We start from the raw sequence: 22,231 nt of genomic DNA on the forward strand, positions 1-22,231 counted from the left end.
TAATGCGATGTAGCGCGGGCTTTAGCCCGCGTTCTTCAGAACAAAATCGTTAGAACAGAGTCGTGCATTACTTGTCGTGCCAGCAAACGCAGGCGGAAGCCCGCGCTACGTCGCACAACATTGCATTTCATCAGCTTTCCATGCTTCACCGCTCAACTTCATACTTCCGATACTTGCTGCTTGCAGCCCTAGGTGCTTGCAACTCCGCGCCGGCGGAGCAGCCGCAGGGGCAGGCTACCGCCGCTACCGAGGCCGCCACACCAACCGCCGAAAACGAGGTGCATCTCAGCGCCGATGAGCTGCGCGTAGCGGGCGTGCGCACGGGCCGTGTCAGCTACCAATCGGCGGCGGGTGTGCTGCGCGTAAACGGCTCGTTGGAGGCGCCGCCGCAAAGCCTAGTGGTGCTGAGTGCGCCCTTGGGCGGCTACATCGAGCGGCTACCGTTGTTGCCGGGTGCCCACGTGCGCAAGGGCGAGGCCGTGGCCGTGGTGCGCAACCCCGAGTTTATTCAGGTGCAGCAGGATTATCGCCAGGTGCTTAGCCAGCTCGAGTACGCCCGCACCGAGATGGAACGCCAACGCCAATTGGTGCAGGAAGAAGTAGCTCCGGCCAAAAACTACCAGCGTGCCCAAGCCGAATACCGCAGTTTGCAGGCGCAACGCGATGCCTTAGCGGCGCGGCTACGCCTGGCGGGCTTGCCGGTTCGGGCTAGCGGGGCCATGGCTACCACGGCCGAGTTGCGGGCGCCCATTAGCGGGTTTGTGCGCCACGTGCGCGCCACCACCGGGCAAACCGTAACCTCCACCGAGCCGGTGGCCGAACTCGTAGATCCTACCCACCTGCACGTGGAGCTAACGGTGTTTGAGAAAGACGCACCTAGGGTGAAAATGGGCCAGCCCTTGCGCTTCACGCTCGCGTCCGACTCAGCCGGTGCCCAACACACGGCCCGCATTACGTTGGTAAGCCGCGCCGTCGACCCCGAAGCCCGCACCATAACCGTGCACGCCCACCCCGACGAGGAAGATAACCCAGCCTTGTTGCCGGGCATGTTTGTGCGCGCCGCCATCCAAACCGAAACCGGCCAACCAAAAGCCATTACGCCCACATTGCCTGAAGCGGCCGTAGTCGATTTTGAGGGCCGGAGCTACATTTTCGTGCAGCCCAATCCGGCCCAAGCCCACTACCGCATGGTGGAGGTGCGCCGTGCTGGCGCCGTCGAAAACGGCACGGTGCCGGTAGTGCTGCCGACCACAGTTACGGCCGAAACGCAAGTGGTAACCACGGGCGCCTACAGCCTGCTAGGCAAGCTGAAAAACACGGCCGAAGAGTAGCGCTGCGTAAGTTCGGGGCATGAGGGCTGCTCGTTTGCCATTTGTTGTTGCGCCAAACCCCGCCGAAATGCGGAAGGTAGTGTCGCGCCTGGCACCCACGCCAAGCGGCTATTTGCACCTAGGCAATGCCGTAAATTTTGTGCTGACGTGGCTGCTCGTGCGCCGCGCCGGCGGCACGTTGCACCTGCGCATCGACGACCTCGACCGCAACCGCCTGCGCCGCGCGTACCTCGAGAGCATCTTCCGCACCATCGAGTGGCTTGGCCTCGACTACGACCACGGCCCCACCGGCCCCGACGATTTCCTGCGCCACTACTCGCAGCTGCTGCACCAACCCGCGTACAACTACCTGCTGCGCCGCCTGCGCCTGGTGCCCGGCCTGCTGCATGCCAGTACCCGCTCGCGCACCAACGGCCTCGAAATCCCGGTCGACCTCGACCAACCAGGCGTGGCGTGGCGGGCCCACGTGCCCATCGGTACCACCGTCAGCTTTGCCGATGACTGGCAAGGTACCAGCAGCCTCGACCTAGGCGCCGCCATGCCCGATTTTGTGCTGCGCAAGAAAGATGCGGTGGTGGCGTATCAGCTTGCTTCCATTGCCGACGATCTGCGCCTAGGTACCACGCTTATTGTGCGCGGCCAAGACCTGCTGCCCAGTACCGCCGCGCAATTGTGGCTGGCTCAGCAACTGCCCGAAACCGCCGCTTTCAACGCCGCGCGCATTCAGTTTTTGCACCACCCACTGCTAACCGACTCTGAAGGCCGCAAACTCAGCAAATCGCAGCAGCTGCCCCTCGATCGTGGCGTGCTTAACGCCGCAACCGGGCCACAGTCCGTGTACGCGGCTGTGGCCCGGTTGCTCCAATTGCCACCCGAAGCGGGCGAGTCGTTGAGGGCGTTGCAGCAGGCTTTGGGTTAGGCAATGCTAGCGGCCCTTGCGCAGCGTAAGGTAATCGAGGTAGTACAGCACCTTGATGGACACCGAGTTGTTGTGCGGGGTGTTGATGGTGTTGTTGAAGTTGTCGAAGTACTGCGGCGTGGCTTGCTCGGCGAGCAGGAAAGTGGAGCCGGCGTTTTTCCATACCAAACTTACCTGCGAGCCGGGCGCGAACCACCAGGAGTACACCGCATCCACGTTGAAGGCGTTGTAGGTGTTGTCGCGGTTGCGGCGGTAGTCGATGAGCTCCTCCTGCCCACCTTCTCCTAGCCGCGCAAAGTCACGGTAGCGCACGTTGCTGGTGTAGTGGCGCGTGCGCAGCGTAAACGACATGCGGTTGTTGAAGGTGTAGGCCATCTGCACCACGTTCGACACCGTCACCACGTTGCGCCGCCCCAGCACCACTTGCCCCACGAACGGCTCGTCCAGCGGCTCGCCCGCGTCCATGCCCCCGTTCACGTAGCCAATCTCGTTTTGGCCCAGGCTCCAATCGAGCGAGTAGCGGAAGGTGAGGTGGTCGTTGACGCGGTAGCGCGGGTAAGCGCCAAACTGGTAGCGGGCCCGGCGCGGGCGGGCGAGGCGGTCGTCGAGGGCATAGCCGCGGATGCCGGCGTTCATGCCCAAGGCAAATTTCTTGCGCGTATCGGAGTTGAAGAAGGCGAGGAAGAACGTGCTGCCGGGCACCTGCACGTAGTACTTGCCCAGCGGAAACACGCGCGGCTCGTAGAAGTCGTGGTTTTTGGGGTCGACACTCATATCAAAGCCAACCTGCAAAAAGCTCTTCGTGAACACCGTGTTGGCGCCTAGGTAGTAGCTGTGGTTTTGGTAGCGGGTGGGCTTGTAGAGCAACGAGTAGCGCGCCTGCCCGAAGATGTGGAAGTTGTTGACCTTCCAGAAGGGCTTGTACTTGTGGTAGCCCCAATCAAACGCCTGCGTGATGTTGTTGTTGCCGAACAAGATGCCCAGGTCGTTGGGGTTGTAGCGGTCCGATTCGATGCGGTGGTTGAGGCCCCACGTCCAGGTGCCGCTGATTTTGCCCACCCCGATTTCGTACTTAAACCCGTCGCGGTCGTCGATTTGCTCCTCGGAACCGAAGCGGTTGCCGCGCCGCCGCGAGTACACTACGCCGCCATCGAGTGCGTAGGTGTTGGTTTTGTCGTTGAAGCGGAACAGGCCGCCCGTTACATTGGCGTCGTAGGTTTGGCCCCAGCGCGTGACGTTGGTGTTGATGAGCGAAACATAGGAGTTGTTTTTCAGCGACTGATCGAGCACGGCGATGTTGTAGTTGCTGAAGGGTTGGGTTTTCACCTGCCGTTCTTCGCCCGTTTCCTCGTTGCGCACGGTGGCGTACACGTCGTTGCTCAAGGCGTTGAACACACCAATGCCCAAGCCTTGGCGCGTGCGACCCGAAACCTTCGTGGCGTTGAGCAGGCGCGTTTCGGCCGGGTTGCGCACGATCTTCTCATCGTCGCCCGCCTGCACGTCATAGAAGCCGATAGGCGTGGCACCCACCCGGCGCGAGTAGAACAAGTTGCCTTTGTTGAAGAGCTCGGTGCCCTCGGTGAAGAACTGCCGGTTTTCGGCGAACTGCACCTCAAAGGGCGAGAGGTTCAGCACCTGGTTGTCGCTCTGCACCTGCCCGAAGTCCGGCACCAAGGTGGCGTCTAGGGTAAAGCTCTCGTTGATGCCCCACTTCACGTCGGCCCCGCCGTTGAACGAAGTTGTGGTGCGCCGTTGCCCCTCCGCGTTAAGCGGGTTGTCGTTCACGTAGCCCGATACATAGGGCGTCAGCGAGAGGCGCAGCGGCGGCTTCACGTCGCGCACGCCGTGCAAGGTGCCCCACTGATTGACGAAGCCGTTGATGGCGGGCTTTACCTCGTTCCAAAAAAACTGTGCGTTGTCGCGCTTGCGCTGGCGGGCAAAGTTGAGGCCCCACAGCTGCTCGGGCATGTTGCTGAAGCGAATAGCCGAGTACGGAATTCGGATTTCAGCCACCCAGTCGGTGCCTCTGATGGCGGTGCGGCTTTCCCACACGGCGTTCCAGTTCCAGTCTTCGCCCACGGCCGGCGAATAGCGCGCATCGAGCTGCACGCCGGTGGGCGTTACCGTGAAGTTGTAGCCGTTGATCTGGTCGTGGTAGGTGTCGAGAAACACCGAGAAGATATCGGAGTTGCCGAACTGGTCGCGCGCGGTCATTTCGCGCAGAATGGAGTCGGGTGATACGTCGTGCATGATGGCGCCCACGTACAGGTTGGCGTCGTCGTAAAGCACGCGCACCTCGGTTTTCTGCTTTTCGGGCACGCCGGGGTTGGGCCGTTGCTGCACAAAGTCGGTAGCCACGGGTGCCTGCTGCCATGCCGCCTCGTCGAGCACGCCATCCATTTTCAGGGCTTCGCTGATGCGCACGGCCTGCAGCTGCCGCTTAGGCGCCGCCGTGGTTGCCGTTGCTTGCGCAGCAGCTTGCCGGGCACCTAGGCCCAGCGCCAAAAGCAAACAGGCAACGCGCAGCGTAGAGGTAAAAGACATAGCACTCAGGGTTCGGGTGAGAGAAGGATTGGCAAGAGGTAGCACAAAGGCAAGGCGCTGCCCTGCAACAGCATAGCTGCGCTGAAAAACGACCAGAAAGGCGGAGCAAACAGTACCTGAGCTAGGTACTACAGCCGGCGGCGCCACTTGCCGGGGTGGCAGCGTCGGGAGCTAGAAAATACCACTACATGCGGCCGCGGCTACTGGTAGGTGCGGCAAGCAAAACAGGGTGTTTTGTAATTCGGCGGTGGAAACTTCGCCTCGGCGCCAAGGTTACAGGCTGCTGCAATATTTTTTTGCAAAGCTTAGCTTCTGCACCCCAGAGGCATGCTCTTGGGTAGCGCAATAGGGCGTTTCACCTAGGGCTAAGGCGGTAACGGGCCTGCGTCGAAACTGCGCAGGCCCACCGGCAACAGCCGGGGCTGCGCTGTGGCGCATCAGCAGCAAGTAGTTGATTACAGTACCTCGCTTTTAAACTTAGCCGCCCACAAATCGGCAAGGCGGGTGGGCTCGGGCAGCTTGTAACCGCCTGCGCAACCTAGGGCCAGGGCAGTGGCACCGGCTTGGTCCAGGCGGTGGCCCGGCGACACAAACACGGGTTGTACGCGGTCTTTCATGCGCACCACTTCGCCAATCAGTTCGCCGGTTTTTTTGTCGGTAAGCGGCGTTACGTTGCCCTTTTCGGGCGCGGGTTCGGGGTACTGGCCGGTAAGCACCTGTTTGGCTACGCCCAGGCTGGGCTTGTCGAGCAAAATACCGATGTGCGCGCCGATGCCCATGCGGCGTGGGTGGGCGTAGCCGTGGCCGTCTACCATCAGCACATCGGGCTGGTGCTGCAGCTTAGCAAAGGCATGCATAAGATTGGGCGCTTCGCGGAAGGACAAGAAGCCTGGCACGTAGGGCATATCAACGGGCCCGTAGTTGTACACCTTCTCAACCAACTCCAGCCCTGGGTACGTGAGCACCACAATTACCGACAGAATCGTGTCCTCCGTCGGAAACGATGAATCGAGCCCGGCAATAAGCTTGGGCGGCGTAGCCAGTGGCTCGATGCGTTGCCGCGCACGCATTTCGTTTTGCTGCTGCGTGAGCTGGCGTACCAAAGCAGGGTCGGCGGGCGGGTGGTAGGGGCGGTAGTAAGCCATAAGCGGAGCGGTTGGTACGCGGCTATACGCAAGTAGGGCCGGCAGCGTGTTGCTACCGGCCCTAGGTTGGTTGTTGTTGCCTATGAAGCAGAGGCTAATTACCCCTTCGTAAACACGTACGGATCTTGGTCGATGCCGTCGTTTACGCGCAGCTCCACCGATTTCACCTGGCCGTTATCAACCACGAACGTGGCCGGGTAAATGCCATAGGTTAGGTTGGAGTACGTGGCCCGGAAATCCTGCGCATCCATGTAGTCGAGGGTAGCGCGCAGCTCGGGGTGGCGGCTGAAGCGGATGATCAGCTGCTTGCCCTTGGCTTCGATGGTAATGGGCCCGTAAACCGGGTGCGTGTACTGGCCGGCATAGTTCTTCAGCGCCACGGCGGGCTTGTTTTTCTTGGCTACGCGGGCGTTTAGCTGAGCAATGTTTTGGCGGGTTTCGTCGCGGGCGGCTTGGCTGCGGTTCCACAGCTGGCGGCTGCGGTCGACGTACGGCACGCCTAGGTAGGCATCAAGCAGCTGGTAGCGCAGGGCCTCGAAGAAGCTTTGGTTGTCTTGGTTGGTGAGCACGGCAATGCCCAGGCGCTCCTCGGGCACAAAGCACGTGTTGCTAACGTAGCCGGTGGCGCCGCCCGTGTGCCAGAATACCTGCCGGCCGTTGTAATCGGCAGCAAACACGCCCAGGCCGTAGGTGCGGAAGTGCTCGGGCAAGAAGCTGGATTTGCGCGTTGAGACGAGCGTGTTGGGGTCGCGGGTGCGGCGCAGCGCGGCCCAGGGCAGCACCTGTTGGCCCTGGTACTTGCCGCTATCGAGCTGGCACTGCAGCCACTTGGCCAGGTCGCTCACGCTCGAAACCATGCTGGCCGCCGGCCCTAGGTTGTCGATTTGGTCGATGGGCAGCACAGCCAGCGGGCCGTAGGCGTTGGAGTAGGGCAGGGCAATGTTGGGGCGCTTCTCGAAGCCGGCCGTTAGCATGTAAGTGTTGGCCATGCCCAAGGGCTTCAGCATGGTTTGCTCCACGTAGTTTTCCCAGGTGGTGCCGCCCGTTACCCGCGGGATAATCTCACCCGCGGCCAGGAAACCGGCGTTGCAGTAGCCGTAGTCTTGCCGAAACTGGTACACGGGCTTCAGCGTGCGCATACGCTCGATGATTTCCTCCCGCGTGAAGTTGGAATCCCAGAAAGCGAAGTCGCCCTGGAAGGTTTTGGTGCCGAGGTGGTGGCCCAGCAAATCGCGTACGGTGGTGAGCTGCGTGCTCACGGGGTCGTAGAGCTGAAAACCGGGCAAGTACTTGGTGGCCGCGTCGTTGAGCGAGAGTTTCTTTTGCTGCTCGAGGTTGGCCAGGGCCGTGCCGGTAAAAAGCTTGCTGTTCGAGGCAATCAGAAACAGCGTTTTATCATCGATGGGCTCTTTCTTGGCAAGGTCGCGCACGCCGTAGCCTTTGCTGACCACCACTTGCCCATCTTTCACCACCACCACAGCCAGCCCCGGAATTTGCCACTGACGCATGCCGCGCTGGATGTACCGATCGAGCGAATCGGCGACGAAACGGTTGGGGGCCGAAGTATTTTGGGCCGTAGCCGGTGCCGCGCTACCTAGGGCCAGGGCAAACAAGCCGCCAAGCAGTGGCTTGATAAAGCGAGTACGCATCAGAAAGAAGGGAAAAGAAGAAGTGGGGCAGCAGCACCGAGGCGCCTGCGCAACGGGGCTGCACGCAGGTAAAAATAACGCCCGAGTTGGTATAGCAGCCGGGCTACCACCGAATGCTGAAGGCCGTGAGGTGCGGATCGGTGGGCACGGGCCGTTCGGGCTCTACTTCAACCTTCACGCGCACGGCATCGGCGGGCTTAAAGCGCCGGGCCAAACCCGTAATAATGCCTAGGTCGAAAGGAACGGGGTTGGGTGTGCGGCAATGCAGCAGCATTTCGTGCTCGGTTTCGCGCACCACGTGGTAGTAGCCCATGTTCTGGCCGTGCACATTGGTGCGGTACGTAAGATCGAGCCCGCGCATAGCCTGCGACAACGAGTGCAGCGAAGCCGGAAACTGGCTGTGGTCGACGACCTGCAGGCCGATGCTATAGAGCGTTTCGGGCCCGAATTCGGCTTCTACATCGGCCAGTACATCGAGCCAGGCTTGCATGGGGTACCACTTGCCGGGTTCGGGGTTTTCGGCAATGCCGTGGCGGGCAAGCAGCTCGGACCCTTGGTTGGCCAGGCGCAGCCCGGCCAGCAAAGAGCGCACGCTCTCGCCGTTGATGGTGGCATTGGTATCGAACGAGGTATAAGTGGGCACTGATGCAGGAGCTTTGCCGAAGAAAAATAACCAAAAAGTAATGGTGTGCCACAGCCACTCGCTGCCAATGTATGCAGCTTGCAAATAAAGCATTGGTGCTGAATAGCTAGGGCACCAGGCAGGCATTAGCCCTAGGGCAATGTACCTTTTGCCACTAGCTGCGTAAAGGAAAGCACCTTCTCTCTGCACGCATGAATTCATCAGTAGTTACGCCGACCACCACGGCGGTACGGCTGGAGCTGCCGCAAGCCACCCTGTTGGGCGACCTGACGGTACCCGCCAATGCTTCGGGCATCGTGGTGTTCTCGCACGGCAGCGGCAGCAGTCGGCTCAGCTCGCGCAACCGCTTTGTGGCCCAGTGCTTGCAGCGGGCGGGTTTTGCCACCTTGCTTTTCGACCTGCTCACGCCCGAAGAAGACGAGCACTTCGAGGCCCGTTTTGATATTGATTTGCTTACGCGCCGCCTGCTAGGTGCCACCAGCTGGGTGCGCCGCGAGCAGCGCCTGCACGATTTGCGGCTCGGCTTTTTTGGCGCCAGCACCGGCGCGGCTTCGGCCATGCGCGCGGCGGCCGAGCTCGGCTCGCAGGTGCACGCGGTGATTTCGCGCGGCGGCCGCCCCGATTTGGTGCTGCCCGCGCTGCACCGCGTTTCGGCGCCGTCGTTGCTGATTGTGGGCGGGCAGGATTGGCCCGTAATCGGCCTGAACGAGCAAGCCATGGATGCCCTAGGTGGCCCGTGCCAAATGCGGGTAGTGCAAGGCGCCGGTCATTTGTTTGAGGAGCCCGGAACGCTCGAAGAAGTAGCCGACCTGGCCGTGGATTGGTGCACGCACTACCTGCGCTAAGCAACGGCGCACAAGCTTGGCAGGGCCCATGATTGCTAAGTTTCAAAACCGACTGGAAGCGGCTCATCTGCTGGCCCAGCAACTGCAGCACCTAGGATTGCAGCCGCCCGGCGTGGTGTTGGCTATACCGCGAGGCGGTGTACCCATTGGGGCAGTATTGGCGCAAGCCCTGGGGTGGCCGCTCGAGCTGGCCCTCACCAAGAAAATCGGCCACCCCAGCAACCCCGAGTACGCTGTTGGGGCCGTAAGCGAAACCGGTTACGTGCTTACGCCCGGCTTAGTGCTACCTACCGAGTACTTGGCCGAGCAAATACCCCGTTTGCAAGCGCAACTGCGCGAACGGCGCTTGCAGTTTGCCGGCACCCAACCGGCCACGCCGCTGCGAGGCCGCACGGTAGTTATTACCGACGATGGCGTAGCTACCGGGCACACCATGCTGGCAACCCTCGAGCTGGTGCTGGTACAGCAGTCGGCCCGGGTGGTAGTGGCGGTGCCCGTGTCGTCGGCGGAAGCGCTGCGGCTGATGGCGGCACGGGTTGATGAGGTAGTGAGCCTGCTCGTACCGCCCGATTTCCACGCCGTTGGGCAGTACTACCACGACTTCAGCGAAACCACCGATGCCGACGTAACTGCCGCCTTGGCGCAAGTACGCGGCCCTACGAGTTAACCTCTGGCTTGTTGGTGTCGTTTTGAGGGTAGCATCTGCCCTGTTCCTTCCCCCGGCAGGTGCGGCGTTTATGTCTCAAAATCCGCAAACCCCCGAACAGGGCGCTGGGCCTTTCACGGAGCGGCGCTACTACATCGATATAGCTCATTCCAAGCAATCGGCAACTGCCCTTATGCACGATATTCAGTGCAACATCGAGCGGTACTCGCCGGGCTTGCTGGCCGAGTTTCACAAAGAAAAAGGCGAAAAGCAGGGCCTGCACGTGGGCGACGAATACCACATCAAGATATTAGGCCCCTGGAACGGCTCAGTGCGCGTAACCGAGGTAGCCAAGCAGCACTTCGAGCTGCTAACCCTCGAAGGCCACCCCGAAGCCGGTCACATTCGGTTTTCGCTGCGTCAGTTGCCCAATCAGTCTGACGTGTTGCGCTTTGAAATCCACTCCAAAGCCCGGGCGCGCGATGGGCTGGTGGCCTTTGCCTACGGCACCCTCGGCGTGGGCAAGCAGGTGCAGGAGCAAACCTGGGTTACGTTTTGCCAGCGCGTGGCCGAAGAAAGCGGCGGCCAAACCCTAGGTTCGGTGCAAGTAGATACCACCGAGCACGACGGTGCAGAAAAGCGCAAGGAGCACCATGAGCGCAGCTAACCCCACGGGCGTACCGGCTTGGCACCAGTACCGTACGCAGTTAGAGGCCTACGGCAAGGCCAAAGTAAACTACGACTTGGAGCGCGTGCACGAGTACACCTCCGAAACCGGCTGGCAGCTCGATGATTACGGCACCGACTTACCAGCCGAGCCGCCCGGCCCGCCCGTGGCCGGCGGCAGCTTTGAGGCGGCCAAGCAAGTGCTTCTGAACTACTCTTTTCCGCCGCCCGATCTGATTACCGGCATCTTCGTGCCGGAGCAGCCGTTGGCCGAGCGCGTAATGCTGCTGCGCGGGCAGTTTCTGGGCTTCACGTTCTGGTTTGGCGTGCGCATCGGCGGTGTTATCGACGAGCAACGCACCGCTTCGCCCGACGACGGGCCGGAGCAAGTGTGGGGCTACAACTACCGCACGCTCGAGGGCCACTTCGAGAAAGGCGAAATCACCTTTACCGTGCACAAGCAGCTGCGCACCGGGCGCGTGCGGTTTCAGGTGAAAGCCTACTCGCAACCCGACCGCATCCAGAACTTCTTCTACCGCATTGGCTTTAAGCTGTTCGGACGCATGCTGCAGCGCAAGTTCGCTCGCGAGTCGATGCGGCGCATGCGCGAGCAGGTAGTGGTGCAACTGCGGCAAGGCAGTGCTGGTTAGTCAAGCTAGCTTTCCTGCAAACCCAGTTCAGCGGCCAGATCTTTGTACCACCTACGGTCCCATTGGGTTCCGGCAGCTAACTCTTGTTGCAAACGCGCTTGGGCTTCGGCCAGGTAGCCATTGGCATGAAACACTCTGATGGCCGTTGGTGCGTGCGCAAGCTGGGGCTGGTCTATTATCAGTTGGAGCATATCCGGCCGGCTTTGGGCTTGGTTTAAGAAGGGTAGAATGTAGCTTACTACATCGTCTTCTACTGCCTTGTGAAGTTCGGCCGTATTAGTAATCGGAAGTATATCATACCACAGGTCGCGACGATCGGGCTTTAGAAAGCCAATACGTTTACGGATAAAGCAATCCGGCTCTGTGAACGTACTTGATGTTCTAAACTCATCTACCTCAGGCAAGTACATGCCGACGTTCGACGTAAAATGTATGTGCTGCTTATCGTAGAATCTGCTCTTCTGGAAATTCAGAATCTTGCCCGATCCATCTGCATGCAGGCAGCGGAAGTTATTGCCAGCCTTCCGGTAGCCGCGCGCTTTGAAGTGCGGCCAAATCACTTTGGAAACCAGGAAGTCGAATTCGGCTTCAACCGGAGTTTTCGGCACAGCAGCTGTAGGTATAAAACCGAGGTAAGATACCCGAACGCGCAAAAATCAGCCGCTTACTTATGAGCAAGAAAGTGGCTGATTTAGCAGGGTAGACAGGAATTAGAAGCGACAGCGTCAGGAAATAACTACTCCCGAAACAGCCGCTTATCGGCCCAAAACGTACCGAACGGCACCAGCGAGGCCACAAAGCCCAATGCGGCTTTGCGCACCGACCAGCTGTGCTCAATAGTGGCCATAATCAGCAGCAGCACGTAGAGCACAAACAGCAAGCCGTGCGCCATGCCCACGTGCTTCACTGCTTCGGGCTGGCCCATGAGGTACTTGAGGGGCATGGCAATGCCCAACAGCACCAAAAACGACAAACCCTCCAGGAAGCCTACCACGCGCAGGCGACCTAGGGTAGAAGAAAACAAACCGGAGTTCTGCATATCAAGGCCAACAATAACCCAAGCCGCGAAGTTACCGTCTTCCTTTTCCTTTGTGGCTGACTTTTGTCAGACCTCGATCAACTTCTTATTCCAAGCAATGCAACCAACGAAAGCCTACGCAGCGCCGGCGGCCAACATTCCGCTCGCGCCATTTGAGTTTGAGCGCCGCGAGGTGGGCCCCCACGACGTGCAGATTGACATTCTGTACTGCGGCGTGTGCCACTCCGATTTGCACCAGGTACGCGACGAGTGGGGCGGCTCCATCTTCCCGATGGTACCCGGCCACGAAATTGTGGGCCGCGTAACCAAAGTGGGGGAGCACGTGCGCCAGTTTAAGCCCGGCGACCTGGCCGGCGTGGGCTGCATGGTCGATTCGTGCCGCACCTGCCCCAGCTGCAAAGAAGGCCTCGAGCAGTACTGCGAGGTAGGCTTTGTGGGCACCTACAACGGCCGCGAGCTAAGCAACGGCGCGCCCACCTACGGGGGCTACTCCAAGCTGATTGTGGTAGACGAAGCTTACACCCTACGCGTGCCCGAGTCGTTGCCGCTTGAGGGCGTGGCGCCACTGCTGTGCGCCGGTATTACCACCTACTCGCCGCTGCGCCAGTGGAAGGTAGGCCAAGGCCACCGCGTTGGCGTAATGGGCCTGGGCGGGCTGGGCCACATGGCCGTAAAGCTGGCGGCCGCCATGGGCGCCGAGGTAACAGTGCTTAGCACCTCGCCCAACAAGCAAGCCGATGCCGAAGCCCTAGGTGCCCACAAGTTTGTGGTGACCAAAGACCAGGCCGCGCTTAAGAGCGTATCGAACTACTTCGACTTTATCATCAATACCGTATCGGCGCCACTTGATATGGGCATGTACGTAAACCTGCTCCGCCGCGACGGTACCATGATTTTGCTGGGCGTGCCGCCCGAAGCGCCGCAGCTGCATGCCTTCAACCTCATTGCCAAGCGCCGCCGCATTGCCGGCTCGCTGATTGGCGGCATCGAGGAAACGCAGGAAATGCTCGACTTCTGCGCCCAGCACAACATCACTTCCGATGTAGAGGTGATTTCGATGGACTACATCAACGAAGCCTACGAACGCATGCTGAAAGCTGATGTGAAATACCGCTTCGTAATTGATTTGGCTACGTTATAAGCTCTTGATCGGCTAAGACCCAAACGGACGGCTCCCTACCTAGGGAGCCGCCCGTTTTGTTTTTCCGAATACCAAAAAGGCTAGCGCACTTCGTAGGGAAAATGAAAATTGCCCTCCAAGGTTAGCCGCTTGGCTTTGGCCCGGCTGCTGTTGGTTTGGCACAACACGGCGCGGTACGTGCCGGTGAGGGTGTGGGCTTTGGTATCCACGGCCGTAATGCGCACTTCGCCGTCGTTTACCCCGCAGGCTTTCGATTCGGCGGTTACGTCGTCGGCGCGGTAATAGGCTTCGCGCACGTGCCCGCTCAGGATTTCCTTGAACCGGTACACGCCGGGCTGCGGCTTAAACTCATCCACGAGAATCGACAAGCCAACATCGTCCGGGAAATCGGCACGCACGATGGACAACGTCAGCACCTTGCCGGCTCCGCTAGAGGCCGTGATGCGCGAGCCGATGGAATCGGTAACGATGGCCCCGCCGTTGAGGCGCATCGTGAGTTGGTAGCGGGAAGCAGGCGGCGTGGGCAAAGTGGCGCTGCTAAGCAACAGACCTAGGCCCAACGGAAGAAGGAAAGCGAAACGAGCCAGCGGCATGGAAAGCGGTAAGTAGGGTAGCAGCCGAAGTTACAACGCACGGATGGGCTTCGGGCGCATAAGCACGCAATTCTTTGTATGCCTAGGTGGGTAACTACTGCTGCCGGCCAGGGTATATCTCCAGCGCCTTGGCCAGGCAGTCCATGGCGGCATCAATGGCCTCTAAACTCAGTACGTAGGCCAAGCGTACCTCTTGCCGGCCGATGCCGGGCGTGGCGTAGAAACCGGTAGCCGGCGAAAGCATGACCGTTTGGCCTAGGTGTTCGAACTCTTCGAGCAGCCACTTGGCAAAGCGTTCGGCATCGTCGATGGGCAAGCTTGGCATCACGTAGAACGCGCCACCCGGCACGGGGCATTGCACGCCGGGTATGGCTTGCAGGCGCTGCACCATCCGGTCGCGGCGGGTTTGGTACTCGGCTTTGGTGTGGTCGAAATACGTTTCGGGCAGCTCGGCGGCGGCTTCGCCCAGCAGTTGCGCTAAGCCAGGTGGGCTCACGCGCATTTGCGCAAACTTGAAAGCCGCATCGTACACCGCCTTGTTTTTGGTGACCAACGCACCAATGCGTGCCCCGCAGGCGCTGTAGCGCTTCGAAATGGTATCGAGCAGTACCACGTGCTCCTCGGCAGCCGGCCCTAGGTGCAGGGCGCTTACGTAGGGCGCATCGTAGCAAAACTCGCGGTACGCTTCGTCGGAAAGCAAAAACAGGTGATGCCGTTCGCACAATGCCAGCAGCTCCTCCAGCTCGCGGCGCGTGTACACGTAGCCCGTGGGGTTGTTGGGGTTGCAGAGCAGCACGGCTTTGGTGCGCACAGTAATGCGGGCCTCCAACTCGGCAATGGGCGGCAGGGCAAAGCCGGTTTCGATGTGCGCCGTAACGGGCACAATGTGCACGCCGGCCGCAATGGCAAACGCGGTGTAGGCGCCGTAATAAGGCTCCGGTACAATCACCTCGTCGCCAGGGTTCAGGCAGCTCAGAAACGCAAACAAAATAGCCTCCGAGCCGCCCGCCGTTACGATGATTTCCGTTGCCGATACCTCAATGCCTACCCGCTGGTAGTACTGCGCCAGCTTTTGGCGGTAGCTCAGGTTGCCCGCGCCGTGGCTGTACTCCAGCACCCGAATGTTGGCTTGCTGCACCGCGGCCATTACCGCGGGCGGCGTTTCGATGTCGGGCTGGCCGATGTTGAGGTGGTACACCTTCGTGCCGCGGGCTTTAGCGGCATCGGCGTAGGGCGTGAGCTTGCGGTAAGGCGACATGGGCATGGCCACACCGCGCGAAGAGACTTGAGGCATAACCACAAAAATACAGTGCCGCCGCCCGCGCCCGAAAGCCCAACGGCAGCTGCTTCTTCATGTTTGCTTCAGGTTTCTTACGCGAAGTTTGCCTTACATAACCTGGTTTGGTTAGATACGGAAAGAGGCACTTACTTTGAGTGCTTTTTTTTGTGCGGTACCTAGGGGCAACTCCGGTGCTCCAAGAGCGGTAACAAGTGCGGTTCTTACCGGTTACGTCCCCATGAATACTCCTGCTGCCACCGCGCCCGAAGTATGGCTGCGCGGCCCCTTGCCCGATGTGCCTGCTCTGCTGCAGCCCGTAGGGCACGCCCTGCTGCAAGCCCGCGAAGAACTTGAAAACGTGCTGCGCAACTTCCCCGATGCGCTGCTGTGGGAGCGGCCCGCTGGCGTGGCCTCGGTGGGCTTTCATCTGCAGCACCTCACCGGTGTGCTCGACCGCCTGCTTACCTATGCCCGCGCCGAACAGCTCAGTCCCGCCCAACTCGCCTACCTAGGCGCCGAAGGCAAGCCCGAGCAAACCACCGCCAGCACCGCCGAGCTATTACAGGCTTTCAGCCAACAAGTAGAGCGCGCCTTACAACAGCTTCGGACCACCGACCCCGCCACCCTCACCGAAACGCGCGGCGTGGGGCGGGCACAACTGCCCTCCACGGCACTGGGCCTGTTGGTGCACGCCGCCGAGCACACCATGCGCCACCTAGGGCAACTACTCGTTACGGCTCGGGTGCTGCAAGCCAGCCCTAGGCAGTAGGTTACCCCATGGAGTAACACAACCGCACCAGTTGAGGTGCTTCGCTAGGAAGATGCCTCCGCTGGTGCGGTTGTGTGCTTGATGCGGGTAGCTGCCGGCTTACTGAGCCGTAGTAGCTGTGCCGCCACCGGCCGTAGTGGTGCCCGCGGTGGTGCCGCTGCCCGTGCCGGTTGCGCTGCCGCTGGCCGTGCTGCCCGAGGTGGCCGAGCCACTGGTGGTAGTGGCCGTGCGGCCCGTGGTGGAGGTGGCGCCGCCCGGCGTAGAAGCCCGCGACGTAGGCCCACCGTAAATAGAGGAGCCGTTGTTGGTAGTGGTTTGGTCGGTGCCCTCGATGCTGGCCGGGCCGTCGCCGGTTTGGTCGGCGGTAGCGCCGGGCGCGGGCTGGGCGCCCTCTGCCGTTCCGTCGGTATTGTCTTGCACGGTGCGCTGCTCAGCCGAGTTCTCGTTGTGCGTGCACGAGGCAAAGCTGAACGCAGCGGCTGCCAGCGCAAGAAAGAGTGTCTTCTTCATGGTAGTAGGTGAAAGGTTGTGGTAGTTAGGTGCCGGATGTGCAAGCCGCTGCAGGTTGCAGGGATGCCGTCCGTAGTTCTACGGCAGAATGCGGTACTAAGGTCGGGGCATGGCAAAGCTGCGCAGTTGCCGAGCGTTGTACGGGCGTAAAGGCTGCCTAGTCCGGCAATAGTTGGGTGTTGCTGCCAGCTTGCCTGCTAGCAGCGTGTGCCGTGGGCAACTCAATAAATTCGTACCTAGGCAGGCTGCTCCTGTTCTGAGAACCGGCCCATTCGGCCGCTCTCAAAATCGTTGATGGCCTGCACCAGCTCCTGGTTGGTGTTCATCACGAAGGGACCATACGTTGCAAGCGGCTCCTCAATCGGCTGCCCGGCTAGCACCAGCATCACGGTATCCTTGGCGCAACTGATGTGGATATCTTCCGCATCCCAGCCAAACACTACTAGCTGCTTGGTTTGGGCAGCGCGGTTGCCATTTAGCTGCACCGCGCCATGTACCACGTAAATGCCCACGTTATAGTCGGCAGGTAAGTGCAGGGTTAGTTCGCTGCCTTGGGGCTGGTGCACATCCAGCATAATCATGGGCGAAAAGGTTTGGGCTGGGCCTTGCACCCCCTCGTAGCTACCCGCAATTACCCGGATGCTGCCCCGCCCATCGGCAATAGGCAGGCTCGGAATCATATCGGCCCGCAGTTCCTGGTAGCGCGGCGGGTGCATTTTGTCCTGCTTCGGCACGTTTACCCACAGTTGCAGCAACTCCAACGTGCCGCCTTGCCGCGAAAACTCCCGCTCGTGCCGCTCCTCGTGCAGCAGGCCCGAGCCGGCCGTCATCCACTGCACATCGCCGGGGCCAATTTTACCGCTGTAGCCGGCCGTGTCGCGGTGCGCCAAGTAGCCTTGGTACACCACTGTTACGGTTTCGAAGCCGCGGTGCGGGTGCGGGTCGGCACCTAGGGGCTGCTCGGTAGGAGCCACGGCCATGGGGCCGGTGTGGTCGATGAGCAGGAAAGGGCTAAGCTGCCGAATGCGCGAGCCCGGCATGGGGCTGGTGACATCAAACCCGTCGCCGACGAGCTTCTTCACGCCATCGATAACTTGAAAAATACGGCGGTAGGGAGTAGGCATGTGCATCAGAAGTAGATAGAACAATGCCTTTACCGCTCCTCGCGGGAAGATGTTTGCGATAACTCAAGTATTTGCCTAGGGTGCAGTAGCCAAGAAAACAAAAAACCCGCGCCAGCTTCAGCCAACGCGGGGTTTCCTTTTGACCTAGGGTCAGCGAATTACATGTTCTTCACAATCTCCTCGCCGAACTCCGAGCACTTCAGCAGGGTAGCTCCCTCCATCAGGCGTTCGAAGTCGTAGGTTACGCGCTTGGCGCTGATCGAGGCCTCAAGGCCTTTGTAGATCAGGTCGGCGGCTTCTTGCCAGCCCATGTACTCCAGCATCAGGGCACCCGAAAGGATTACCGAGCCGGGGTTTACCTTGTCTTGGCCGGCGTACTTAGGCGCAGTGCCGTGGGTAGCCTCAAAAATGGCGTGGCCGGTTACGTAGTTGATGTTGGCGCCCGGCGCAATGCCGATGCCGCCTACGATAGCCGCCAAAGCGTCGGAAATGTAGTCGCCGTTCAGGTTCAGGGTAGCAATTACCGAGTACTCCGAGGGGCGGAGCAGGATTTGCTGCAGGAAGGCGTCGGCGATGCTGTCCTTGATGATGATTTTGCCCGACTGCTCTTCGCTCTTCATGTGGGCATTGGCCGCATCGGCGCCGTGCTTGGCAGCCAGCTTGTCGTACTGCGCCCAGGTGAACACCTTGTCACCAAACTCGCGCTCGGCCAGCTCGTAGCCCCACGTCTTGAAGGCACCCTCGGTGAACTTCATGATGTTGCCCTTGTGCACCAGCGTCACCGAAGGCTTGTTGTGGCTGATGGCGTACTCGATGGCAGCGCGCACGAGGCGCTCGGTGCCCTCTTTCGAAACGGGCTTGATGCCGAACGACGACGACTCGGGGAAGCGGATCTTCTTCACGCCCATTTCGTCCTGCAGGAATTCCAGCATTTTCTGGGCCTGCGGCGTGCCGTTCATGTACTCGATGCCGGCGTAGATGTCTTCGGTGTTTTCGCGGAAGATCACCATGTCGGTCAGCTCGGGGTGCTTCACGGGCGAAGGCACACCGTTGAACCAACGCACGGGGCGTACGCAGGCATATAAGTCAAGCTCCTGGCGCAGAGCTACGTTCAGCGAGCGAATGCCACCGCCCACGGGCGTCGTGAGGGGGCCTTTGATGCCCACCAGGTATTCGCGGAAAGCGTCAAGGGTTTCGTTGGGCAGCCAGTTGTTGAGCTGCTTGTTCGCCTTCTCGCCGGCCAGCACCTCTTTCCACTCAATCTTACGCTGTCCGCCGTAGGCTTTCTCAACAGCAGCATCAAATACACGCACAGAGGCAGCCCAGATGTCCGGACCAGTGCCGTCGCCTTCGATGAACGGGATGGTGGGGTTGTCAGGAACGGTGAGCTTACCGTTCTTAATGGTAATCTTCTGGTCTGGCATATGTTACGTTGTCAGTAAATGACGCCGGGGTTAAGGGTGTTTGGTGAAGAAACAAACCAAGTAACAAACAGGCTTGGCCCGCAGGTTTTGCTTGAAACGGATGCAAAGCACCGACATTAATTGGGCCCAAACAAGTGTTTGAAAAAAATGTCGTATATGCAGCGGCGCCCTGGCGGCCCTTGGCATGGGCGGATTTCCTAGGTACCCTTGGTAAACAAAACGGGCCGGCACCTAGGTGGTGCCGGCCCGTTTTGGCCTGGCTGCAGGAGCCGCTAGTAGCCGAAGATTTCCTTCAACGTAAGCTGCTTCACCTCGCCGTATTTGCCTAGTTCCTTAAAGTTCAGGCGGTCCTTCGAGCCGATTACCAGAATGGTTTGCGGCTGGCCTTTCACCTTGGCTTCCTGAAACTTCTTCAGGTCGGCGAGGCTCATGTTCTGCGTCTGCTCGTACACGTCGCGGCGCAGGTCGTAGTCCAGACCTAGGCGGCGGGCCCGCTCGTAGCTGAACAGGATGTCGGACTTGGTGATGCGCTCCGTAGCAATGCTGTTGCGAATGCTCTGGCGGGCAATGTTGAGGTTGGCTTCGGCCATGGGCATGTCGTTCAGCAGGGTTTGCATGCCGGCCATGGCCTCGGGCAGCTTATCGGCCTGGGTGCCGATGTAGCTGAGCTGGTAGTTGGAGCGACCCACTTTATCGGCGTTGGCGTAGCGTGAGGTAGCCGAGTACGCCAGGGCCTTCGACTCGCGCAGCTCCTGAAATACAATGCTGCCCATGTTGCCGCCGAAGTACTCGTTGTAGAGGCTCACGGTGGGCACCAGCTTGGGGTCGTAAGCGTCGCGCTTGCTCAGGAACAGGATTTCGGCCTGCACCATGTTGTAGTCGGCCCAGTACACGCGGCGTTCCTTCAGCGGCTGCTCGGCAAATTCCTTAACCGGCGGGGTAGGAGTGAGCTTAGCCGGAACCTTGTGATGGGCTACCAACGTACTTTGCAGCTCCTGCGCACCACGCGGGCCGTAGTATAGCACACGGTGCTGGTAGGTGGGCAACTGCTTAATGCGGGCAATCAAATCCTGCGGCTTAAGTGCCTTCAGCTCCTTCTCACTTACAATGTTCGTGAAAGGGTTGTTGGGGCCGTATTTGGCGTAGTTCACCATGGCCTGCTGCAGGATCACGCCTTTGTTCAGCTTGGCATCCTGGCGGTTTTTCAGCACACCGGCCACCATGTTTTTCAGGGCTTCGGCGTCGGGGGTGGGGTTGGCAAGCAATTGCTCAAATAGTTGCAATGCAGGCTCCAGGTTCTTATCAAGGCCCGAAAGACTCACGAATACGCGGTCCTGGCCGCTCTGCACACCAAACGAGCAGCCGAGCTTATAGAACTCTTGCTGCAACTGCGCAGCCGAATATTTGCCCGTGCCCAGGTACTGCAGGTAGTCGGCCGCGAGGCCCAGCTTGGGGTCGTTGTTGGTGCCTAGGTCGAGCACATAGTACAGCGAGAACAGGCCGTTCTCCTTGTTCTGCGTGTAGTGCAGCGGCAGGCCAGGCTTTAGCTCCGTTTGCTGAATGTCTTTTTTGAAATCGACAAACACCGGCTGCAGCTCGGGCGAGGGCATGCCCACCACTTGCTTGTAGTAATCCGAAGCCGCGTCGCGGTTGACGGGCACGGGCGTAATGGCCGGCTTAATCACCTTAGGCGTGCTGGTGTCTTTGCCGGTGCGCTTGTAGATGAGGGCATAACCAGGGCCGTAATACTGGTTGGCCACGCGCATCACGTCTTCCTTCGTGATTTTGCCGAAGTCCTCGAACTGCTGCAGGTAGTCCTTCCAGTCTTCGCGCGCTACAAAGGCTGCCACAAAGGCGCCCGCACGGGCTTCGTTGCTCTCGTAGCTCTTGGTGCGCTGCAGTTGCTCGTTGTTGATGATGGCCGGAATCAGCCACTCCGGGAAGTCGCCCTTCTTCACCTTGTCCAGCTGCGCTAGCAGCAAGGTTTTCACCTGATCCAGTGTCTGGCCCTGGCGCGGCGTGCCGTACAGCACGTGGGTGCTGTAGTCGTTGTTGATGTCGGTAAACGAAGCAGCTTCCAGTACAGCCTGCTTTTGGTTCAGGTTGAGGTCAATAAGACCAGCTTGGCCGTTGGTCAGGATTTTGTCAATCATGCGCAGCACCAGCGCATCCTTGGTAGCGGTGCCCGGAAAGCGGAAACCCAGCATCACGTTTTCGGCGTTGGGACCTTTTATTTCCTTGACGATAGGCGCAGCAATAGGCTCCTCGCCGGCCGGCACAAAGTCGGGCAGGGGTTTGCGCTCCAGCTTGCCAAAGTACTGATCCACGATGCGGATGGTCTGGTCGAAATCCAGGTCGCCGCTCATGGCTACGGCCATGTTGTTGGGCACGTAATACTTGTTGAAGTACCGCTTAATCTCCGTGATGGACGGATTTTGCAGGTGCTCAATCGTGCCGATGGTGGTTTGGGTGCCGTATTGGTGCTTCCGGAACAGCGAAGCATTCATGGCCTCAAACTCCTTGTTGAAGTCGTTGTCGAGGCCACGGTTTTTCTCCTCGTAAACGGCCTCCAGCTCGGTGTGGAACAGGCGCGGCACCAGCTCGCCAAAACGCTCGGCCTGCACCGCCGCCCACTTCTCAATCTGGTTCGACGGTATGTCTTCCTGGTAAACCGTCTGCTCCACCGAGGTGTAGGCGTTCGAGCCTTTTGCCCCGATGGCGCCCATCAGCTTATCGTACTCGTTGGCGACGGCGTACTTCGCCGCCTCGCTCGAGATAGAGTCGATCTGGTGGTACAAAGCCTTGCGTTGCGCCGCGTCGCGGGTGCCGCGGTATTTCTCGTACAGGCCCTCAATTTTCTGCAGCTCGGCCCGCTCGGCGTCGAAGTTTTGGGCACCTAGGCGCGAGGTACCCTTAAACACCATGTGCTCTAGGTAGTGCGCGAGGCCGGTAGCATCGGCGGGGTCGTTTTTAGAGCCGGCGCGCACTGCTACGTACGTTTGGATGCGCGGCGCGTCGTCGTAGTCGGAGAGGTATACCGTTAGGCCATTGTCGAGGGTGTAAATGCGCGTTTTCAGCGGGTCGCCCTCTACGGTGGTGTATTTGTATTCTTTGGCCTTGGGCGCCTCGGTAGCAGCTTGGGGCGTGCTGGTTGCTGTAGCAGCCGTTTTGCTGGGCTGGCACTGCATCAGGCCAAGCGCCACCGCGGCCGGCAGCAGAAGCAGGATTGGTTTTTTCACGGAGCAGATGAGGTGAAAAACAAGAAATAGGTAGCTACCAAAGGTAACGATGCAAAGCAAACAGGTGATGAGAAG

20 protein-coding genes are annotated in these 22,231 nt (G+C 60.0%); 8 read left to right on the forward strand and 12 right to left on the reverse strand.

Annotated elements, in window-relative coordinates; genetic code table 11:
* The first annotated feature begins 140 nt into the window (after window positions 1-140).
* Together ASU33_RS00970 and ASU33_RS21385 are read left to right on the forward strand one after the other, a co-directional pair.
* On the forward strand, window positions 141-1,331 hold the full coding sequence (locus ASU33_RS00970) for an efflux RND transporter periplasmic adaptor subunit (RefSeq protein WP_149866975.1): 1,191 nt from the start codon (window positions 141-143) through the stop codon (window positions 1,329-1,331).
* A gap of 67 nt (window positions 1,332-1,398) precedes the next feature.
* Window positions 1,399-2,250 carry a glutamate--tRNA ligase family protein gene (locus tag ASU33_RS21385; RefSeq protein ID WP_059067245.1) on the forward strand — a complete coding sequence of 284 codons (852 nt, stop codon included), beginning with the start codon at window positions 1,399-1,401 and terminating at the stop codon, window positions 2,248-2,250.
* 6 nt (window positions 2,251-2,256) lie between these two features.
* Here the strand turns inward: ASU33_RS21385 and ASU33_RS00980 are convergent, their stop codons facing one another.
* The 4 genes from ASU33_RS00980 to ASU33_RS00995 form a co-directional block, all read right to left on the reverse strand.
* Window positions 2,257-4,794 (reverse strand): DUF5916 domain-containing protein, encoded by a 2,538-nt coding sequence (locus tag ASU33_RS00980; RefSeq protein WP_059067246.1) that lies wholly within the window; start codon window positions 4,792-4,794, stop codon window positions 2,257-2,259.
* 455 nt (window positions 4,795-5,249) lie between these two features.
* Window positions 5,250-5,939, reverse strand: coding sequence for an endonuclease V (locus tag ASU33_RS00985; protein ID WP_059067248.1), 690 nt, complete (start codon window positions 5,937-5,939; stop codon window positions 5,250-5,252).
* 98 nt (window positions 5,940-6,037) lie between these two features.
* Entirely contained in the window at window positions 6,038-7,588 is a 1,551-nt protein-coding gene (locus ASU33_RS00990) for a serine hydrolase (RefSeq protein WP_059067250.1), read from the reverse strand.
* A gap of 103 nt (window positions 7,589-7,691) precedes the next feature.
* A complete protein-coding gene (locus ASU33_RS00995; RefSeq protein ID WP_160328105.1) occupies window positions 7,692-8,315 on the reverse strand; it encodes a hypothetical protein in 624 nt (207 codons plus the stop codon).
* A 107-nt stretch (window positions 8,316-8,422) separates the two neighbouring features.
* Between ASU33_RS00995 and ASU33_RS01000 the strand changes: the two genes are divergently transcribed.
* The 4 genes from ASU33_RS01000 to ASU33_RS01015 all read left to right on the forward strand — a co-directional run bounded on the left by ASU33_RS01000 (window position 8,423) and on the right by ASU33_RS01015 (window position 11,038).
* A complete protein-coding gene (locus ASU33_RS01000) occupies window positions 8,423-9,076 on the forward strand; it encodes a dienelactone hydrolase family protein (protein WP_059067255.1) in 654 nt (217 codons plus the stop codon).
* Between the two features lie 28 nt (window positions 9,077-9,104).
* A complete protein-coding gene (locus ASU33_RS01005) occupies window positions 9,105-9,743 on the forward strand; it encodes a phosphoribosyltransferase (protein ID WP_059067257.1) in 639 nt (212 codons plus the stop codon).
* A 70-nt stretch (window positions 9,744-9,813) separates the two neighbouring features.
* Window positions 9,814-10,389 (forward strand): DUF1990 family protein, encoded by a 576-nt coding sequence (locus tag ASU33_RS01010; protein ID WP_059067259.1) that lies wholly within the window; start codon window positions 9,814-9,816, stop codon window positions 10,387-10,389.
* Window positions 10,376-11,038 (forward strand): DUF1990 domain-containing protein, encoded by a 663-nt coding sequence (locus ASU33_RS01015; RefSeq protein ID WP_059067261.1) that lies wholly within the window; start codon window positions 10,376-10,378, stop codon window positions 11,036-11,038. The genes ASU33_RS01010 and ASU33_RS01015 overlap by 14 nt, the downstream gene beginning before the upstream one ends.
* A gap of 5 nt (window positions 11,039-11,043) precedes the next feature.
* Here the strand turns inward: ASU33_RS01015 and ASU33_RS01020 are convergent, their stop codons facing one another.
* On the reverse strand, window positions 11,044-11,646 hold the full coding sequence (locus ASU33_RS01020; RefSeq protein WP_059067263.1) for a DUF4304 domain-containing protein: 603 nt from the start codon (window positions 11,644-11,646) through the stop codon (window positions 11,044-11,046).
* Between the two features lie 128 nt (window positions 11,647-11,774).
* Window positions 11,775-12,077 carry a DUF3817 domain-containing protein gene (locus ASU33_RS01025; RefSeq protein ID WP_059067265.1) on the reverse strand — a complete coding sequence of 101 codons (303 nt, stop codon included), beginning with the start codon at window positions 12,075-12,077 and terminating at the stop codon, window positions 11,775-11,777.
* 97 nt (window positions 12,078-12,174) lie between these two features.
* Between ASU33_RS01025 and ASU33_RS01030 the strand changes: the two genes are divergently transcribed.
* A complete protein-coding gene (locus tag ASU33_RS01030; RefSeq protein ID WP_059067267.1) occupies window positions 12,175-13,218 on the forward strand; it encodes an NAD(P)-dependent alcohol dehydrogenase in 1,044 nt (347 codons plus the stop codon).
* An 80-nt stretch (window positions 13,219-13,298) separates the two neighbouring features.
* On the opposite strand, the gene ASU33_RS01035 is transcribed toward ASU33_RS01030, so the two are convergent.
* Both ASU33_RS01035 and ASU33_RS01040 read right to left on the reverse strand, forming a co-directional pair.
* Window positions 13,299-13,811 carry a hypothetical protein gene (locus ASU33_RS01035; RefSeq protein WP_059067269.1) on the reverse strand — a complete coding sequence of 171 codons (513 nt, stop codon included), beginning with the start codon at window positions 13,809-13,811 and terminating at the stop codon, window positions 13,299-13,301.
* A gap of 94 nt (window positions 13,812-13,905) precedes the next feature.
* A complete protein-coding gene (locus tag ASU33_RS01040; protein ID WP_059067272.1) occupies window positions 13,906-15,105 on the reverse strand; it encodes a pyridoxal phosphate-dependent aminotransferase in 1,200 nt (399 codons plus the stop codon).
* A 223-nt stretch (window positions 15,106-15,328) separates the two neighbouring features.
* On the opposite strand from ASU33_RS01040, the gene ASU33_RS01045 reads away from it, so the two are divergent.
* On the forward strand, window positions 15,329-15,859 hold the full coding sequence (locus ASU33_RS01045) for a DinB family protein (protein ID WP_059067274.1): 531 nt from the start codon (window positions 15,329-15,331) through the stop codon (window positions 15,857-15,859).
* Between the two features lie 99 nt (window positions 15,860-15,958).
* Here ASU33_RS01045 and ASU33_RS01050 read toward each other — a convergent pair whose 3' ends face one another.
* The 4 genes from ASU33_RS01050 to ASU33_RS01065 all read right to left on the reverse strand — a co-directional run bounded on the left by ASU33_RS01050 (window position 15,959) and on the right by ASU33_RS01065 (window position 22,156).
* The gene (locus ASU33_RS01050; RefSeq protein WP_059067277.1) at window positions 15,959-16,369 is read right to left on the reverse strand and encodes a hypothetical protein; all 411 of its coding nucleotides are present in this window, start codon (window positions 16,367-16,369) and stop codon (window positions 15,959-15,961) included.
* A gap of 236 nt (window positions 16,370-16,605) precedes the next feature.
* Entirely contained in the window at window positions 16,606-17,493 is an 888-nt protein-coding gene (locus ASU33_RS01055) for a pirin family protein (protein WP_059068281.1), read from the reverse strand.
* A 158-nt stretch (window positions 17,494-17,651) separates the two neighbouring features.
* Window positions 17,652-18,917 carry an NADP-dependent isocitrate dehydrogenase gene (icd, locus tag ASU33_RS01060; RefSeq protein ID WP_059067280.1) on the reverse strand — a complete coding sequence of 422 codons (1,266 nt, stop codon included), beginning with the start codon at window positions 18,915-18,917 and terminating at the stop codon, window positions 17,652-17,654.
* A 272-nt stretch (window positions 18,918-19,189) separates the two neighbouring features.
* Window positions 19,190-22,156 carry a M16 family metallopeptidase gene (locus ASU33_RS01065; RefSeq protein ID WP_286130380.1) on the reverse strand — a complete coding sequence of 989 codons (2,967 nt, stop codon included), beginning with the start codon at window positions 22,154-22,156 and terminating at the stop codon, window positions 19,190-19,192.
* Window positions 22,157-22,231 lie beyond the last annotated feature (75 nt).

Source organism: Solirubrum puertoriconensis, from assembly GCF_001483135.1.
GTDB classification, from domain to species: Bacteria; Bacteroidota; Bacteroidia; order Cytophagales; family Hymenobacteraceae; genus Solirubrum; species Solirubrum puertoriconensis.